Source organism: Thiocapsa roseopersicina, assembly GCF_900106925.1.
In the GTDB taxonomy this organism is placed as follows: domain Bacteria; phylum Pseudomonadota; class Gammaproteobacteria; order Chromatiales; family Chromatiaceae; genus Thiocapsa; species Thiocapsa roseopersicina.
In genome coordinates, this window is record NZ_FNNZ01000017.1 from 1 (window position 1) to 15,713 (window position 15,713).

Genomic DNA, 15,713 nt, shown 5'->3' on the forward strand with positions numbered 1-15,713 from the left:
GGGCGGCTCGGTCGCGAGCCGTTCGGTAAAGAGCGCGGCCTCCTCGCAGATGCCGATCTCGGTCAGGACCGCCATGCGGATGTCCGCGTAGCGCGCGTCCTCTCGGTCGATCCGCTCCAGGCGGGACGCGAGTGCCACGAGCGGTGCAACCGGGTCGCATTGGTTGGCCAGCGCGACGGCGAGGTCCTCGCGCAAGCCTTCCTCGGTTTCCTGCGCCTGCCAGAGCCAGACGCCCAGGCCGATCCCGAGCCCCAGAGCGGCGAGTGCGATCAACCCCAGGACCGGTATGATCCACGCGGGCCGGCGCGGCGAGGGCGGGACGGTCGCTGGATCGGGCCCACCGGCGCGGGGCGGCGGGCGGCCGGGGTCGGTCCCGCCCCAGGAGATCAGCACCGGGGCGCCGTCGATCACATAGACTGCCTCGTCGCCCGGATAGACGATGGCGCGGGTCAGCAGCCGTGCGGGCTCCGGGTCGTCCGGCTCGCGGCGGGCAAGCTCGTCGGCCAGGTGCGAGATCGCGCTCAGGTGATCGGCGAGGATGCGCCGTGCCGCCGCCTGCGCTTCGTCCGGCAGGTCCGACAGAGGCTGCGGTTGTCCGGCGAGCTCGCTGGTCCAGGTGATCGTGCCCGAGCCGTCCACGGCGATCTCTGGCCGGGCGAAGACGGCCGCGGTCGCCCCAGGCAGATGGCGTCGCAGGGTCCGGCCGAGCGCGTCGAACTGCTGCCAGGGATGATCCGGCGCCAGCCGATCCGCGGGCGGACCGGCGTAGATCAGGGTCAAGAGACGAACCGAGGGTGTCATCGCGGGCTCCCGAGCAGTCGGTGTGACGTCCTGACATGGATTCTAGCCGGTTCGGTACCGAAGGCGGCCTATGCGATAATCATCACCTTCCCGCGTCGGGTTACGGCGCGCATCGACCGTGGTACGGATCGTCCGATCTCGGAGCGGCGTGCCCAACCCGACCTCCGCGCAACAGCGTCCCGTAGGTCGGGTTGGCGCAGCGAAACCCGACGTTCGGCGGCTCGACAGCCTGCCGGCGTAGCGTTACGGCGCGCCTTGACCCTGGTGCGGTTCATCGGATCTCGGAGCGGCGCGCCTAACCCGACCTACGCCGTGTCGGCATGATCGGATCGCCTGATGACCTCTCGGAGCGCGGATTCACTGGAGCCCGGATGATTGGAGTACACCTGAAGCGACGGTTGAGTGTGTGGCTGCTGCTGGCCGCGGTCGTCCTGGCTGCGGTGCCTGTCTTCGCCGAGCCGCCGACCGATCGCGCACCCTTGCTGCAGGCCGGGAAGAAGACGCTCTTTCAGCGGGTGCTGACCCGCCCGGGGGCGATGCTGACCGAGCAACCGGGCGGCGATGCCGGGCGTCCTGTCGATGCCTTCTCGCGCTTCTACGTCTATGCCGAGACCGAGCGCGACGGGCAGCGTTGGCTCGAAGTCGGCGTCGGCACCAAGGGCAAGATCAGCGGCTGGCTGCGGGCCGGTGACACGGTGCCATGGCTTCAGCAGATGGCCTTGGCCTTCACCAACCCGGGCGCCGCGCGCGAGCGCGCCTTGTTCTATGATTCCTGGGATTCGCTGAACGGCCTGCTGGCGCTGCCGGATCCGGCCGCCGAGGTCGGTCCGCTGACCCGCAAAATCGCCGAGGGCGGGCGCGATCCGCGCGTGGTCGCGATCGAGCCGGATCGCTTTATCGACATCAACTCGCGCTTCTATCTGCTGCCCATCCTGGACTTCGAGGAGGTCTTCACCGATTCGGGCCATCTGATGCGCGGTCTCAAGGTGGCCTCGGTCACCGAGACGGCGGCCCCGACGAGCACGCCGCCTCCGGACGAAAGCGCCGAGCCGGTGACCCAGCTCGGCAGCTTTCGCGCCGCGGTGGTCTTCATCATCGACTCCACCGTCTCGATGCAGCAGTACATCGACGAGGCGCGCGCGGCGGCGCAGCAGGTCTACAAGCGGATCGAGGGCTCGGGGCTTCTCGACAAGGTCGCCTTCGGTCTCGTCGCCTTCCGTGCGCCGACCGCCGATCCGGCCAAGGCCAAATCGTTGGAGTATGTCGCGCGGATGTTCGTCGATCCCGCGGAGGTCTCCACGGGGCTCGAGTTCTTGAACCGCGCATCCAAGGTCACCGAGGCGAAGGTCTCGACCGATCGGTTCGACGAGGATCCTTACGCCGGGGTGATCACGGCGTTGGAGGAGATCCCCTGGAACCGCTTCGGCGCACGCTATGCCGTCCTGATCACCGATGCCGGCGCGCTCGAAGGCGACGCCTCCACCACGGGTCTGCATGCCGAGCAGGTGCGTTCGGAGGCGGCCGAGAAGGGGGTTGCTCTCTTGGTGCTGCATCTGAAGACCGCGATGGGCAAGACCAATCACGCCGCGGCCGAGGCGCAGTATCGGACCCTGGCCAACAACGCCGCGATCCAGCGCAGCCTCTACTTCTCGGTGCAGGACGGCTCCGCCGCGGCACTGGGCAAGGCGGTCTCCGCACTGTCCGACACGGTCATCGAGAGCATCGAGGCGTCTGCACGCGGCGATCTCGCGGCAGGCAGTGCACGCGCAGCCACCTCAATCCCGAGCTCCGCGACCACGACGGCGAGCCCCGCCGTTGCGCAAGACCCGGAGACCGCCGCGCTGCGCGAGGCGACGCGTGCGCTCGGTCATGCCATGCAGCTCGCCTATCTGGGCCGGGAGGAGGGCACTCGGGCACCGTCGGTCTTCGAGGGCTGGATCAGCGACAGCGACCTCGCCGACCCCACGGTGCGGACGGTCGACGAGCGGGTGCTGATCACCAAGGACCAGTTGAGCGACCTGCACGGGATCTTGAAACAGATCGTCGATGCCGCGGATGCCGGGATGTTGAAACCCGACGCCTTCTTCGACAGCCTGCGCTCCATCGCTGCCCAATACGGACGCGATCCGGCGCTCGCCGCGAGTCCGCAGGCGACCAAGCTTGCAGACCTCGGCCTGCTCGGGGAATACCTCGACGGCTTGCCCTACAAGAGCGACGTCATGACGCTGGATCAGGACACCTGGTCGCGCTGGGGCACGCAGCGTCAGTTCGAGTTCGTCAGCCGGCTCAAGGGCAAGATCAAGCTCTACGAGCGCTACAACGCCGACACGGATCGCTGGGTGAGCCTGGCCGAGGGCAGCCCGGCGGGCGAATGGGTCTATCCGGTGCCGCTGCGCGATCTGCCCTGATGGGTTCGCGGATGGCGCCTGTCGATAACGCATCCGCTCTGGCGATATCGCTTGATGTTCCCGATTCACCGACCGCCGGCCCTCTGATCGAGGCGACCCGATTGGGCTATCGCTATGGCACCGGGAGCGGGTCTTTCGAGGTCAGTGTGCCGCGCTTGAGCATCGCCCGCGGCGAGACGCTGGCGATCACCGGGGAGAGCGGCAGCGGCAAGAGTACGGTGCTCGAGCTACTCGGGCTCGCCGCGCCGCCGCTGCCGGGGGCGCACTTTCTCTTGTATTCGGCCGCGCCGGTGGATGTGGCTAGGCTGTGGCGCGCCCGTGCCGATGGCGCGCTCGCACGGATGCGCGCCCGGTCGATCGGATTCGTGATGCAGACCGGCGGACTCCTGCCCTTTCTCACCGTGCGCGAGAATATCGGCATCAACCGCCGCCTGCTCGGGCTTCCGGCCGAGGACGCGCGGATCGCTCATCTGGTGGCGGCGCTCGAGATCGGTTCGCTGCTGGACCGGCGTCCGGCTCAGCTCTCGGTCGGGCAACAGCAGCGTGTGGCGATCGGTCGCGCACTGGCCCACGGACCGGCCCTGGTGCTGGCCGACGAGCCCTCCTCGGCGCTCGATCCGCGGCTCGCGGACCGGGTGCTCGGACTGCTGCGTGATCTGGCGGTCGAGAGTGGGGCGGCGGTGGTGATCGCGACCCACGAGCAGGGGCGTGTACGCGCGCTTGGCCTGCGCGAGATCCGGGCGCGTCCGCTCGATGCGCCGGACCGGCTCGGCTCCTGCTTCGAGGACGCGTCTTGAACGGCAGGGATCGCTCGGGGCGCGGGTTGGCGACGGCGTTTACCGAACCGCGTGCGTCCTTCGGCCCTGCCGCCGCGGAGGTCTGGGCCTTGGCCTGGAAGGATCTGCGTCACGATCGGCACACCACATTGGTATTCGTGCTGACCGTCGCCGCGATCCTGGCCCCGTTGCTCCTGCTGCTCGGACTCAAAAACGGTGTCGTCGAGACCCTGCGCGAGACCCTGCTGCGCGACCCGCGCAACCTGGAGGTGGTCATCTACGGCAGCGCCCGGCTGGATCGCGACTGGCTCGCCGAGATTGCGGCGCGGCCGGACGTCGCCTTCCTGATCCCCAAGACCCGGACCATCAATGCCAGTGTCGATCTGCTTGACCCGGCAAAGCGCCTGCTGCCGGCGGTCGAGGTGATCCCGACGGCGCTCGGCGATCCGCTTCTACCGCCGGGCACCGCGCTGCCGAGCCATCCCGGCGAGGTCCTGGTGACCGCCACACTGGCGCGTCGGCTGGGCCTGATGTCCGCCGAGCCAGGGCCGGGGGCGCCGGCCTCGGGAGCGGAGGAGGGCGTTCCGACCCGTTCCGATCCGGCCGCACTGGTCGCCGTCGTCAAGCGCACCCGCGACGGCGTCTCCGAGCATCTGCGTCTGCCGCTCTCGGTCATCGGGATCGTGCCCGAGGCGCGGTTTGCGCGCGATGCGCTCTTCACCAGCCTGGATCTTTTGGTTGCTGCCGAGGATTACCGGGACGGTACGCTTGATCTGCCGCCCGACGGTGCCGTCCCGAACGGCTATGCGGAGCGTCAGACGCGCTTCGCCAACGCCCGGCTCTATGCGACCGGGCTGGATCAGGTCGGCCCGCTGGCCGCGGCGGTGAGCGCCGAGGGGATCGAGGTCCGCACCCAAGCCGAGCGGATCGCCTCGGTGCAGGCGGTGGATCGCACCCTGTCGTTCCTGTTTCGGGTCATCGCGCTGATCGGCGGGGCGGGCTGTGCGCTCGCCTTGGGCGGTGCGCTCTGGGTGGGCGTGGAGCGCAAGCGCCGTCAGTTGGCGTTGCTGCGGCTGTTCGGCTTCGGACCCGGCGCGGTCGCGGCGCTGCCGGTGATCCAAGGGTCGCTGATCGCCGGGCTCGGTCTGCTCTTTGCCGGTGTAGGCTATCTCGCGGGCGCGCATGCGTTCGACGCCGTCATGGGCGAGAATCTGGCCGGCGGGGGTTACTTGACCCGACTCGGCATCGCTGACCTGGGAGTGGCGGCCGCGTTGGTCATGCTGGTGGCATTGGTCGCGTCGACGGCCGGGGCGATACGGGCCGGGCGCGTGAGTCCGGCGGAGGGTTTGCGTGAAGCGATCCGTTGATTCAAAGGGTGCGGAGCGGCTGAGCCGTCTGTTGGCGATCGCGCTGGTGTTGTTTGCCTCGCACGGCGTCGCGGAGGTCGCGGTGACCTGGCCCGAGGCGCTCTACAACCCCAAGCCTGCCCCGGAGGACGTCATCGTCCCGCTGCCGTGCGGCGGCGCCGTGGCCTTCCGGCCGGTCGGCACGGCGGGCACTGACCCGCTCGCCGATACCGAGGTGGAGCTCGGCAGCGAGACCGAGAGTCAGGGTTATGCCGAGCATCGTTATCTCGATTATCTCGCCGGCAGTTTCGAAGCACCCGAGAGCGAGCGGCGCCGCTTCTTGATCGGTAAGTACGAGGTGACCGCGCTGCAATACGACGCTGTCATCGCCGCCGCGTCCGGCGCGGACTGTCCGGAGCCGGGCAAGGGCGCGACGGCACGACTTCCCAAGGGTGGTATCGGTTGGCACGACGCCCTGGACTTTGCGCATCGTTATTCGCTCTGGCTGCGCGCGCAGGCCGAGGCGATCGCGGACTGCGACACGACCGCGACGCCCTGTCTGCCGCGCGCCGACGGGGTGCCGGCCTTCGTGCGTCTGCCGACCGAAGCGGAGTGGGAATATGCGGCGCGCGGGGGCGATCGGGTCAGCCCGGCAGTGTTTCGCGAGATGCTCTATCCGATGCCTGACGGACCCGCGCGCCATGCCTGGTTCAACGAGAACGCACAGGGTCAGGTGCGCCCGATCGGCGTGCTCGAGCCGAACCCGCTCGGCCTTCACGACGTGATGGGCAATCTCGAGGAATATGTCCTTGATCCCTTTCGGCTGCACCGGGTGGAGCGTCGACACGGACAGCCGGGCGCCGCAGTGGTGCGCGGCGGCAGTCTCCATTCCAGTGCCGAGGATCTGCGCAGCTCCCTGCGGCGCGAGGTTCCCCTTTACGACGATCGCGGTGCCGTGGGGACGGCCGACACGGGCTTTCGCGTCCTCCTCGCAGCACCTGTCCTGACCTCAACTCAGCGCATCGACGCCGTGCGCGCCGCCTGGGAGCGGCTCGGCAGCGATGTCGCCCGGCCGCAAGAGACGCCGTCGCCGCGTCCGGTGCTGTCCGATCGTCCCTTCGAGGACCCGGTGCTCGAGCTGACGGCACTCGCTCGGGCGAGCGGCGAGCCGGAGATGAAGCAGCGCTTGGAGCGGTTGCGCAGCGTGGTTGCCGGCACGAACCAGCGGCTCTACGAGCAGCGCGCCCGCAGTGCTCGCGAGGCCCTGCGCTTCGGTGGACTGCTGTGCGAGAAGCTTTCGGTCGAGGGCTTCAACATCGCTCTGCTTCGCCAGCGCTACGACCTCTGCAAAGAGAACGAGGACACCGAGCATCCGCGCTGTCGCCGGCTCGCCGAGGATCTGGCGCGCGACGACGCGGTGCTCGCAGCCAACATCGGCGTCTATGCCGACTCGATCGTGCGCACGGCGCAGACCTATCCGGACGACCTGGCCGTTCTGGATTCGGAGCTGGACGGACTGCGCGCGGAGCTGACCGCGCGCGGCTACGGGGATCTGGGGATCTATCCCGAGCGCTTCCATCGGCAGGTCTTGGACTATGCGCGAGCGGGTGCCGTCGCGCGCGACGACTGGTTCAAGGGGTGTCGCGGGCTGCGTTGACCCGCCGATTATTCAGCGCTTGAGTAGCGGCTGATCGGCTAAACTCAGACGACGGACGTGCAGGGTTGCATACCCGCGGAGCCATCAGAGCCGAACCATCCACAAGGAGCATTGAGATGTCGATCGAGCGTCGAACGGGCAAGAGCATCGTCGTCGTCAGCGTGTCGTTGGCCCTCCTCCAAGCCGGTTGTGCCGGCTACCCGACCATGAGCGGCGGGACCGCCTCTGGCGTGCCGCTGACGCCCGCCGAGCAGCGCATGCGCCAGCAATCCTCCCAGCTCGACGCCAAGACCTCGCTCCAAGGCTGTGCCGCCGGTGCGGTCGCGGGGGCCTTGCTCGGGATGTTGTCCGACGGCAAACGCAGCAACAACATGATGATCGGCGCGGCCGCGGGTTGTGCGGTCGGGCTGGCGGCCAACGCCTATGTGCAATCCAAGCGTCAGCAGTATCAGAACGACGAGCAGCGCATCGCGGCCATGACCGCGGACGTGCGGGCGGAGAACGCGCGCATCTCGAGCCTGATCGCGACCAGCGAGGAGGTGATCGCCGCCGACCGCAAACGTCTTGCGCAGGTTAATGCGGCCTATCGCAACAAGGCCATCTCGAGCGAGCAGGCAAGGCGCGATCTTGCCGGGGTCAAGTCCAATCGCGATCAGCTGCGGAGCACGGTCGATTCGCTAAAGGCCAAGCAGCAGGACTGGGTGGACATCTCCAATCTCGAGCGACAGTCCGGGACCAATACCGCACAGTTGGACCAGGAGATCGGCTCATTGAAGAAGCGAATCTCGGGCCTGGAGCAGGAGGTCGCGCTCATGGACAAACAGATCAACGCCTCCCCTGTGGCCGGGTAAGCAATCATGGCAATCGAGATGATTCGAATCACCGGCTTGTCGCGCGCGCGTCCCGTCCTTCTCGCCTGTGCGCTCGCCTTGGCCGCGAGCATCGCCGGCTGTGCCACGACGCCGGGCGAGTGCGACCCGACCGCGCGTGATTTCTTCAAGAACACCGGGTGTCTTGCTTCCGGCGCCTATGGCGAGCGTCAGCGTGCCATGCAGGCGACCTTGGACCAAGAGCAGCGTCTGAACGCCTCCTTCCGCTCGGTGCTCTCGGAGCTTCAGGCCGAGCAGTCCAAGGTGAAGGGCGACCTGAGCAGCCGGCAAGCCGACTATGCCCGGCTCGACGCCGCCTGGGGCGATCTGAAGCGAAGCCTCGCCGCCGAAACCAAGGCCAACCGCGAGCTCGCCGCGCGGGTGTCCGCGATCGACAGCGGCGTTCAGTCCCGCAAGGCAGCCGACGCCGGCACCGATGTTGCGGCGAAACAGGCGGCTCGCGACGATCTCAAGCTCAAGGTTTCCATGTTGGAGAAGGAGTTGGCGGCGGGGGTTTACGAATAACCTGATTCACCGGTCGCGGTGCTCCTCCTGCATCTCGCGCATCAGAAAATAGTTCAGCGCCGTGCGGATGACCACGATGGCGCCGAGCTTGCCGATCTGATCCCAGCTCGGCGCGACCGCGGTGGACAGGATGTCGGCGCCGACCTGGAACTCGAGCGCCAACGCCAGGTAGCGCGCGAGCGTGAGCCGAATCGGGTTGTAGTCCCTGATGCCGGATGAGAACAAGGCACGGATGAACTGGTAGATCGCTACGAGGACGCCGATGCCGATGATCAGCGCCCCCATCGCCTCCACGCCCAGCTTCAGCCACAAGACCGCAGTCAGCACCCACTCCTCGACGCCGAGCGCAGCCGGATCGGGAAGCCAAATGTCCGCGGCCGATTCCGAAAAACTGTTGACGCCCTCGCTCATGGCTCGACTGACTCCTCGGTACAAGGGCGGTGCGAGGTAGGGGCGACTTTAGTCGCCCAAATGACCCAGCTGCGGTGCGGGCGACTAAAGTCGCCCCTACCGCGCCCCGACAGTCGCCCCCACAGCTTGCGGGCGTGGGCAGTCGGGATGCCGAGCCCGGGAAATCACCCTAAGTCGTCGCCGCTTCCTCCATCGGAAAACCGTAAGGTGGCGCCTCGAGCCTTACCGGCGGTCCGTCTTCGCTGAGTCTGACCTCGCTTGATTCGGCCGCCTTGATCTCAACGACCGCGAGCAGCGCGTAACGGCCTTTGTCGAGCGGGCTGGCCGCGACGACAGTCCCGCTGCCCTGCTGCGAGGTGCTGTCGGGCGAGAAGAGCGCGTCGCCCGGGCGCGGCGGCGTCTCGCTCTCGACCTCGCCGACGTACATCCGGCGTTTGAGCTTGCCGAGGTACTGCATCCGGGCCACGATCTCTTGGCCGGTGTAGCAGCCTTTGTGGAAGCTGACGCCGTCGATGAGCTGCATGTTGGCCATCTGGGGGACGAAAGTGTCTGCAGTGTCGTTGTAGACGCTCGGGATGCCGGCGCGGATGTCGAGCAAGGTCCAGGCGTCGGTGTTTGCGGGCGCGGCTTGGGCTTGCAGTGCGTCCCAGAGCGCGCAAAGCGGCTCGGGCGGGCCGATGATCTCAAGGCGCGGCTCGGGTCCCGGTAGGCGAACCACGGCGATCCCGTCGGCGAGCGCGAGGCCGTTCTCGGACGTGGGCACCGGGAAGCCGCAGTCGCCCACGGCCGCTGCGGCACAGTCGCCGGCGATCGCGATCCGGACCAGTTCGTCGCTCGCCTCATCAATGGTCACGCGACTGCGCAGTATGAACATGCGCAGCCGTTTGAGGAGATCCGGGACGCGTTCCGCCGGCAGTTGAAGATAAAAGGTGTCGCCGACCCGTATCACCAGGAAGCTCGCCAGCATGCGTCCCTTCTGGCTGCAGTGACTGCTCCAGTGCACATGGCTCTCGGAGAGCTCGCGGATGTCGTTGCTGAGCTGACCTTGGAGAAAGCCGAAGGCGTCCTCGCCGCGCACGGCGAGGAGTCCGAGATGGGAGAGATCGAAGAGGCGACAGTCGGGTTTCGCGCCGGGAGCGGGCTCCGGGAAGCGGGGGATCCCGTCCTCGTCGATACGCACGGAGGTCGCGGTGAGATGGTCTCGCCAAACTGGATGCATGCTGTTTACCTCGGGCTGGAATCCGGGTGGCCGCATGATGCTGCGTCGAGAGGCGGCCGGTTCCGGTATCATAACCAAAGGTGCCGCGAAAACCGCGCTCGACAGGGATCGATCGCGCAAGGCCGGTTTAGATGGTGCAGTGGAGATCACAGCAGCTTGTCGACATATCAATCCAGTCCGCCGGTCAATAGCCTGGTGCTTTACAAGGTCCGCCCAGCGCGCGTGGTCAGCGTGGGCGAGAAGATAGAGATCGAGCTCGACGGTGGGAACAAGCGCGTTCGACCCAAGGATGTCGAGCTGCTGCATCCCGGTCCACTGCATCGTCTTGCCGATCTCGCGCCGCAGGAGGGCGAGCTGCACGCGGCTTGGGAGCTGCTGGAGGGTTCGGAGACCAACCTCAAGGATCTCGCCGAGCTGGCGTTCGACGCCTTCACGCCGGCCACGGCTTGGGCGGCCTGGCAGTTGGTCTCCGAGGGGCTGATCTTCAACGGGACCCCGGCACAGATCCAGGCACGTCCACGCGAGGCGGTCGAGCGCGATCGCGCGGAGCGCGAGGCCAAGGCGGCGGAGGAGCGCGATTGGCAGGCGTTCCTGGAGCGCATGGCCGCGGCGGCGCCGGCCCCCGAGGATCGGGATCGACTCCGCGAGGTCGAGCGCCTGGCGCACGGGCAATCCGAGCACAGTCGTATCCTCGCCGCGCTGGGTCACCAGCAGACGCCCGAAAACGCTCATCGCGCACTGGTCCAGGTCGGTTATTGGCACGCCACCCACAATCCGTATCCCACGCGTTGCGGGGTCCCGACCCGGGATCCCGACCTGTCTGTTCCGGCACTCATCGAGGAGGAGCGTCTCGACCTGACGCACCTTGCGGCCTACGCCATCGACGATGAAGGCAATCAGGATCCGGACGATGCCATCAGCGTGGACGGCGATCGACTCTGGGTCCATGTTGCGGACGTCGCTGCGCTGATCGATGCCGAGTCCGAGATCGAGCGCGAGGCGAGGGCGCGCGGGGCGAACCTGTATCTCCCCGAGGGCGTGGTCAACATGTTGCCCGCGAATGTTACGGATCAGCTCGGGCTCGGGCTGCAGCCGATCTCGCCGGCGCTCTCGTTCGGCATGCTGTGCGACGCGCAGGGCGAGCTCCTGGACATCCAGGTCCATCGTACCTGGGTGCGCGTGGAGCGTTTGAGTTACGACTGGGTCGAGGAGCGCCTCGACGAAGGTCCCTTTGCCGCCATTCGGGCCTTGGTCGAGCCTTTTCGCGCCCGTCGGCATGCCGACGGTGCGACCGGCCTGGATCTGCCCGAGGTGAGCATCCGGGTCGAGGACGGGAGGGTGCGGATCCGTCAGCTCCCGCGGCTCGGCAGCCGTGCCATGGTGACGGATGCCATGCTGATGGCCGGCGTGGCTGCAGGGCGGTTTTGTTTGGAGCGCGGGATCCCGATCCCCTACGCGACTCAGGCGCTACCCGACGGACTGGATACCGCCACCGATCTCGCAGCCATGTACGCGCGGCGACGCCGCTTCAAGCCGACCCGACTGACGGGTACGCCGGATCTGCATGCCGGGCTGGGTCTCCCGATTTATACACGGGCGACGAGCCCGCTTCGCCGTTACTCGGATCTTTTGGTTCACCAGCAGATCCGGGCCGAGTTGACCGGCCGACCCGGCCTCTCCGAAGAGGAGGTCACGGCGCGCGTCGCTCAGGCGGAGGTTGCCGCGGCATCCGTTCGACGCGGGGAGCGGCTTTCCAACCAGCACTGGAAACACGTCTTCCTGCGTGAGAATCAGGAGTGGCGGGGCGATGGCGTCGTCGTCGACTGCGACGAGCGGAAAGTGACGGTATTGATCCCGGACCTGGCACTGGAGGCGCGGGTTCGCTCGCGCGATGCGCCCGGGCTGAACGAACGACTGCGACTGACGGTGACCGAGGTCGATGTTCCGGCGCTCACCTCCGGATTCCGGATTCTCGGTTGATTGGCTCGGGCCGATCCGGCTTGGGTCTGTTTGACTTGACCGGTGCGCCGCGAAGCCTCGGAAGTCGCCGATTCCGCGAGCGACGATCGGCCGCTCGCGGAATCGACGCGGACAGGTCCCGCTCAGGCGCCCCAGCGCCGGACGGAACCCGTGTCGAGGTGGACGAAGTCGGAACGACGATAGTAGCCGACGCCGCCGCGCCCGAGGGCGATCGCTGCATCTCGGATATAGCGTGTCGGAAGGTCGGGGAAGCGCACATCGATTGCCTGTCCGGTGAGGTGCAGGCTATTTTTGGCGACGCCGCCGGAGGTTTCCCGGAGCATCTTATTGGTGCGCGGCGACCGGTATCCGCTCAGCACGTCGAAGCGGGCATCGGGGTCGCCGAGGTAGGTCTTGACATCGTACAAGAGGTCGAGCAATTGCGGGTCGATCGAGACCTGGTCACCGGTCCGAAAGTCTCGGAAGAAGTGATTGATCTCTTGCAGGGCACTGCGTTGGTAGCGGTCTCCGACCCGATAGGTTACCGCAAGGCGTTCGTCGGTGTGGAGATGATTAAAGGCCAGGACTCGCGGGCGATCCGCCGGTTTCTTCGCGAAAGCAGGAGCGGCGACAGCAGACAAAGCCACGCCTAAAAAGTAACGTCGATTCATGTTCCCCCCGGTACATTGGACGTTCTAGCCTGTAGGCAAGGGGAGAGTATAGGAAGTGGTCGCCGAAAAGCAATCGAAAATTTCTCATCGTGTCGATTCGGTGTCGCACTTAAAATGTTACACAAGAGAGAAATGATAAGATACTGTTGAAAATGCTCATTTTTTGATTATCTAACAGATCACGTGATGACTCATGAGAGGCATTTTTCAAACGGATCGGGCTTTATTTGGACTCTATTTCGACCACATTTCGAACGCCGATTCGAAGATTCTCATGTGCGTCTTATCAATCGCGCGCGCCCGGCGATAATTCGTCTATGCTGGTCCTGTGAAGCCATTCGGGGGCCGGATGTATTGCGAATCGGCAGGCGAGGTGCTCGCCGCCGAGGCGAAGGGGCTGACGATTCCGCCGTCTTGCTCTAGCATGCACCGCCGGGATGCACCGGGTTCGGCACCGTTCGAGGGGGATGAGATGCGAGGACTCCTGGCGACCTTCGTGGTCCTGGCGGCGTGCGGCGTTGCAGGCGTGGCTCAGGCCGATATCTACAAATACGTCGATGCCGCGGGCAAGGTCTATTTTACGGACGCGCCGCTGAAAGGCAGCAAGTATCGGCTCGAGTGGAAGCGCGAGTCGAAGAAACTGGTCCACGAGAGCGAAACGCGCTCGGCCGGCCTCAAACAGCCCAAGCTACTCACCGGGGAGCGGGCCAAGGCGGCTGCACCCATCACGGGATCGCTGGCGACGCGCCGTGCCGCCTACGAGAAGCTGATCGCCGCCAACGCCCGCCGTTACGGGCTTTCCCCAGCGCTGATCCATGCCGTCGTGCGGGCCGAGTCGGCCTACAACGCGACGGCCGTCTCGCGCGCCGGCGCGGAAGGGTTGATGCAGCTGATGCCCGGCACCGCGGCCCGCTACGGCGTCACGGACAGCTTTAATCCGGTCGAGAATATCCGCGGCGGGACGGCCTATCTGCGGGATCTGATGGACATGTTCGATTGGGACCTCGAGCTTGCTCTCGCCGGCTACAACGCGGGCGAGGGGGCCGTGATCAAGCACGGACGCAAGATTCCGCCTTATGCTGAGACACAGGCTTACGTGCGCAAGGTCCGGCAGTTTCTCTGGGCCGAGAAGGACGCCGGCACCGGGGTGGTGATGTCGGTGCGCTGACTTGCGGGCGAGGTCGTCGGGTCGTTTGCTCGAGATTGCGTCCGACGCTGCTGGCTAGTCCTCCCCGATGACGCGGTTGTCGCGCGGGGTCGAGAGCAGCTTCTCCGCCTCGCCTTGTTGACGTGCAAAGACGAGCCGGTACTGGATGTCGCTCCCGGTGCCTTCCTCCTCGCGACGGCGACGTACCAGTGCGCGGGCATCCTGATAGCGTTCAATGGTGTCGACGTATTCCAGTTGAAGGGGCGGTGAAATCTTGTAGACGAAGTAGGGCATGGTGGGTGTGTCCTTCGCGGTGTCTGTGTGCCGGGTTCCGATCGTGTGGTCGTGGCGGAAGATGGGCCCGCCCGGGCGGGGCGCAAGTCTAGCGCACTCGACGCCCCGCAGCGCCGACTTGCGCACGCCTCTATGCAAAGTGAATTTGTTCGTTGCATAAAGATCCTCTGGGCAAGGGGTTTCATGGTCCGTGGTATGGTTTTGACGATCGGTGGAGCGGGTCGGTCGGTTCCGGCAAGCGCGCCGAGAGCAGATCGGGGTTGCCGCGTCACCACTGCCGGCCGAACCTTGTCGTGTCCGGCGCGGTGCGAGCCGCCAGCGCACGAACCCCGACAACACGTCCGACAAGAATGCAGTTCCCTCAGTCGTTTCATCGTCCTCCTCGGTCGAGCATCGACAGGCGCGCGATGGACCCCACCACGAGAGGCAGAAGATGATCAAACCCGTCGGTTCCGAGGCGTTGAAGCCCTTGTTCGTCTACGACCCGGATTCCCACCATGCCTTGATGCGCGAGGCCGAGACCCTGCCGTCGGTCATTATCAGCTCGCAGGCAGCCGCCAATGCCGTGATGTTGGGCGGCGGGTATTTCAGTCCGCTGCCCGGCTTCATGAATGTCGCGGACGCCGTCGGCGTGGCGGAGGGGATGCGAACCGCCGACGGGCTCTTCTTTCCGGTCCCGGTGCTTTGTTTGCTCGAGAGTGCCAACGGGATCGCCGGGGCCAAGCGGATTGCCTTGCGCGACCCCAATGTCGAGGGCAATCCGGTGCTCGCCGTGATGGATGTCGAGGCGATCGAGCAGGTGAGCGATGCGCAGATGGCGCTGATGACCGAGAAGGTCTATCGCACTCTGGATCCGGAGCATCCCGGCGTCCAGACCTTCAACAGCCAGGGCCGATTCGCGGTCTCGGGTCCCATCCAGGTCCTGCATTTCTCCTACTTCCAAGACGATTTCCCCGACACCTTCCGCACCGCGGTGGAGATCCGCAACGAGATCGCCGAGCGGGGATGGAAGCGCGTCGTCGCCTTTCAGACCCGCAACCCCATGCACCTCGCCCACGAGGAGCTGTGTCACATGGCGATGAAGCGGCTCGACTGCGACGGACTGGTGATCCACATGCTGCTCGGCAAGCTCAAGCCCGGCGATATCCCCGCCCCGGTGCGGGATGCGGCGATTCGCAAGATGGTCGAGCTCTATTTCCCACCCAACAGCGCCATGGTGACGGGCTACGGATTCGACATGCTCTACGCCGGACCGCGCGAGGCAGTGCTGCATGCCTATTTCAGGCAGAATATGGGCGCAACCCACTTCATCATCGGCCGCGATCATGCCGGAGTCGGCGATTATTACGGCGCCTTCGATGCCCAGACGATCTTCGACGAAGAGGTTCCCGCAGACGCACTGCAGATCGAAATCTTCAAGGCAGACCATACCGCTTACTCGAAAAAGCTCAAGCGCGTTGTTATGATGTGCGAGGCACCGGATCACAGCAAGGATGACTTCGTCCTGCTGTCCGGCACCAAGGTCCGCGAGATGCTCGGCAACGGGATCGCCCCGCCGCCCGAGTTCTCCCGACCCGAGGTCGCGCAGATCCTGATGGATTACTATCGCTCGCTCGACTGAGTCGAGCTC

13 protein-coding genes and 1 pseudogene are annotated in these 15,713 nt (G+C 66.3%); 9 read left to right on the top strand and 5 right to left on the bottom strand.

Features of this window, described 5'->3' with window-relative positions:
• Positions 1–801, bottom strand: a pseudogene (locus tag BLV04_RS16555) (hypothetical protein); the annotation flags it as partial.
• A 371-nt stretch (positions 802–1,172) separates the two neighbouring features.
• Between BLV04_RS16555 and BLV04_RS16560 the strand changes: the two are divergent.
• From BLV04_RS16560 to BLV04_RS16585, 6 genes are all read left to right on the top strand, one after another.
• On the top strand, positions 1,173–3,209 hold the full coding sequence (locus BLV04_RS16560; protein WP_093034664.1) for a vWA domain-containing protein: 2,037 nt from the start codon (positions 1,173–1,175) through the stop codon (positions 3,207–3,209).
• 11 nt (positions 3,210–3,220) lie between these two features.
• Positions 3,221–4,006: an ABC transporter ATP-binding protein gene (locus tag BLV04_RS16565; protein WP_245731927.1), complete on the top strand. Its 786-nt coding sequence runs from the start codon at positions 3,221–3,223 to the stop codon at positions 4,004–4,006.
• Positions 4,003–5,352 (top strand): ABC transporter permease, encoded by a 1,350-nt coding sequence (locus BLV04_RS16570; RefSeq protein WP_245731928.1) that lies wholly within the window; start codon positions 4,003–4,005, stop codon positions 5,350–5,352. Before BLV04_RS16565 ends, BLV04_RS16570 begins: the two co-directional genes overlap by 4 nt.
• Positions 5,336–6,988, top strand: a complete 1,653-nt coding sequence (locus tag BLV04_RS16575) for an SUMF1/EgtB/PvdO family nonheme iron enzyme (RefSeq protein ID WP_093034670.1) — start codon at positions 5,336–5,338, stop codon at positions 6,986–6,988. Before BLV04_RS16570 ends, BLV04_RS16575 begins: the two co-directional genes overlap by 17 nt.
• A gap of 116 nt (positions 6,989–7,104) precedes the next feature.
• Positions 7,105–7,839: a YMGG-like glycine zipper-containing protein gene (locus tag BLV04_RS16580; RefSeq protein ID WP_093034673.1), complete on the top strand. Its 735-nt coding sequence runs from the start codon at positions 7,105–7,107 to the stop codon at positions 7,837–7,839.
• 6 nt (positions 7,840–7,845) lie between these two features.
• Positions 7,846–8,382, top strand: coding sequence for a hypothetical protein (locus BLV04_RS16585; RefSeq protein ID WP_093034676.1), 537 nt, complete (start codon positions 7,846–7,848; stop codon positions 8,380–8,382).
• A gap of 6 nt (positions 8,383–8,388) precedes the next feature.
• Here BLV04_RS16585 and BLV04_RS16590 read toward each other — a convergent pair whose 3' ends face one another.
• Positions 8,389–8,793, bottom strand: a complete 405-nt coding sequence (locus BLV04_RS16590; RefSeq protein ID WP_093034679.1) for a DUF1622 domain-containing protein — start codon at positions 8,791–8,793, stop codon at positions 8,389–8,391.
• Between the two features lie 169 nt (positions 8,794–8,962).
• Entirely contained in the window at positions 8,963–10,012 is a 1,050-nt protein-coding gene (gene ygfZ, locus BLV04_RS16595; protein ID WP_093034682.1) for a CAF17-like 4Fe-4S cluster assembly/insertion protein YgfZ, read from the bottom strand.
• Between the two features lie 156 nt (positions 10,013–10,168).
• Between ygfZ and BLV04_RS16600 the strand changes: the two genes are divergently transcribed.
• Complete coding sequence (locus BLV04_RS16600; protein ID WP_093034685.1) at positions 10,169–11,992, top strand: RNB domain-containing ribonuclease; 1,824 nt, start codon at positions 10,169–10,171, stop codon at positions 11,990–11,992.
• Positions 11,993–12,114: 122 nt separating this feature from the next.
• On the opposite strand, the gene mepK is transcribed toward BLV04_RS16600, so the two are convergent.
• Complete coding sequence (gene mepK / locus BLV04_RS16605; RefSeq protein ID WP_093034688.1) at positions 12,115–12,642, bottom strand: peptidoglycan L,D-endopeptidase MepK; 528 nt, start codon at positions 12,640–12,642, stop codon at positions 12,115–12,117.
• Between the two features lie 472 nt (positions 12,643–13,114).
• Here mepK and BLV04_RS16610 point away from each other — a divergent pair, with 472 nt between their 5' ends.
• Positions 13,115–13,810 (top strand): lytic transglycosylase domain-containing protein, encoded by a 696-nt coding sequence (locus tag BLV04_RS16610; protein WP_093034927.1) that lies wholly within the window; start codon positions 13,115–13,117, stop codon positions 13,808–13,810.
• Between the two features lie 54 nt (positions 13,811–13,864).
• Here BLV04_RS16610 and BLV04_RS16615 read toward each other — a convergent pair whose 3' ends face one another.
• On the bottom strand, positions 13,865–14,083 hold the full coding sequence (locus BLV04_RS16615) for a hypothetical protein (RefSeq protein WP_093034691.1): 219 nt from the start codon (positions 14,081–14,083) through the stop codon (positions 13,865–13,867).
• Positions 14,084–14,516: 433 nt separating this feature from the next.
• On the opposite strand from BLV04_RS16615, the gene sat reads away from it, so the two are divergent.
• On the top strand, positions 14,517–15,704 hold the full coding sequence (gene sat, locus BLV04_RS16620; protein WP_093034694.1) for a sulfate adenylyltransferase: 1,188 nt from the start codon (positions 14,517–14,519) through the stop codon (positions 15,702–15,704).
• The last annotated feature ends 9 nt before the right edge of the window (positions 15,705–15,713 follow it).

What these genes read in the sequence shown, in the direction of transcription:
- BLV04_RS16615 (WP_093034691.1), bottom strand. Translation starts at nt 14,083, where the DNA reads ATGCCCTACTTCGTCTACAAGATTTCACCGCCCCTTCAACTGGAATAC.
- BLV04_RS16580 (WP_093034673.1), top strand. Translation starts at nt 7,105, where the DNA reads ATGTCGATCGAGCGTCGAACGGGCAAGAGCATCGTCGTCGTCAGCGTG.
- BLV04_RS16590 (WP_093034679.1), bottom strand. Translation starts at nt 8,793, where the DNA reads ATGAGCGAGGGCGTCAACAGTTTTTCGGAATCGGCCGCGGACATTTGG.
- BLV04_RS16610 (WP_093034927.1), top strand. Translation starts at nt 13,115, where the DNA reads ATGCGAGGACTCCTGGCGACCTTCGTGGTCCTGGCGGCGTGCGGCGTT.
- BLV04_RS16565 (WP_245731927.1), top strand. Translation starts at nt 3,221, where the DNA reads ATGGCGCCTGTCGATAACGCATCCGCTCTGGCGATATCGCTTGATGTT.
- BLV04_RS16560 (WP_093034664.1), top strand. Translation starts at nt 1,173, where the DNA reads ATGATTGGAGTACACCTGAAGCGACGGTTGAGTGTGTGGCTGCTGCTG.
- sat (WP_093034694.1), top strand. Translation starts at nt 14,517, where the DNA reads ATGATCAAACCCGTCGGTTCCGAGGCGTTGAAGCCCTTGTTCGTCTAC.
- ygfZ (WP_093034682.1), bottom strand. Translation starts at nt 10,012, where the DNA reads ATGCATCCAGTTTGGCGAGACCATCTCACCGCGACCTCCGTGCGTATC.
- BLV04_RS16585 (WP_093034676.1), top strand. Translation starts at nt 7,846, where the DNA reads ATGGCAATCGAGATGATTCGAATCACCGGCTTGTCGCGCGCGCGTCCC.
- mepK (WP_093034688.1), bottom strand. Translation starts at nt 12,642, where the DNA reads ATGAATCGACGTTACTTTTTAGGCGTGGCTTTGTCTGCTGTCGCCGCT.